The sequence below is a fragment of the Alloyangia mangrovi genome, from assembly GCF_002300555.2.
GTDB lineage: Bacteria > Pseudomonadota > Alphaproteobacteria > Rhodobacterales > Rhodobacteraceae > Salipiger > Salipiger mangrovi.
In genome coordinates this window covers 1-895 of sequence record NZ_NTHN02000143.1, presented here as the reverse complement: position 1 = coordinate 895, position 895 = coordinate 1, and the positions used below count along the sequence as shown (strand labels likewise).

Genomic DNA, 895 nt, shown 5'->3' with positions numbered 1-895 from the left:
TCGCCGCCGCCGCCGAGGCGCTGAAGGGCGCGTCCGCCCAATGCATGCTCACCGAGGGTATCGCGAAAGCGTATAGGGACGGTAAATCGCGCTTTGACGGCCGCAATGCCGTGAAACCGGTGCTGACCACCGCCAGCGAGGGCCGCAGCGCGCTGCCCAATCTCTTCGAGACGGACGCGGCGAATTACCTGCAAGATCATGCGCTTGGCGAGGAGGTCTTCGGCCCGCTCGGGCTGGTGGTGCGGGTCTCGGGTCCGGACGAGATGGAACAGCTCGCCCGCGGCTTCGAGGGCCAGCTGACCGCGACGATCCACATGGACGAAGCCGACACGGCCCTCGCGCAGCGGCTGATGCCGGTGCTCGAGCGCAAGGCCGGCCGGGTGCTGGTCAACGGCTTCCCGACCGGCGTCGAGGTCTGCGACGCGATGGTGCACGGCGGGCCTTACCCGGCCTCGACCAACTTCGGCGCCACCTCGGTCGGCACCCTCTCGATCCGCCGGTTCCTGCGCCCGGTCAGCTACCAGAACCTGCCCGACGCGCTGCTGCCCGGCGATCTGCGCTGACCCCGGCAAGGCAACTCCCTGAAGCGCATGGCCACAGCCATGCGCATACATCCTTGCATCCCATTGAAAGGAATTATGAATGGACCCGCAACAGATCAAGCAAGCGCTCGGCTCCGGCCTGCTGTCGTTCCCCGTCACGCCGTTTGATGCCGACAACAAGTTTGCCGCCGACCCCTACCAGAAGCACGTCGAGTGGCTGTCGGGCTTCGACGCGCCGGTGCTCTTCGCCGCGGGCGGCACCGGCGAGTTCTTTTCGCTGACCCCGGAGGAGATCCCCGCCATCGTCAAGGCCGCCAAGGAAAGCGCCGGCAAGACCGCGATCGTCTCGGGCT

At 67.3% G+C, this 895-nt stretch carries 2 protein-coding genes; both read left to right on the top strand.

Annotated elements, in window-relative coordinates; genetic code table 11:
- Positions 1-563 (top strand): aldehyde dehydrogenase family protein (locus CLG85_RS27135; protein WP_512699388.1); only part of this gene is annotated, 563 nt, incomplete at its 5' end.
- Between the two features lie 79 nt (positions 564-642).
- On the top strand, positions 643-895 hold a 253-nt coding region (locus CLG85_RS27130; RefSeq protein ID WP_260350396.1), incomplete at its 3' end, for a dihydrodipicolinate synthase family protein.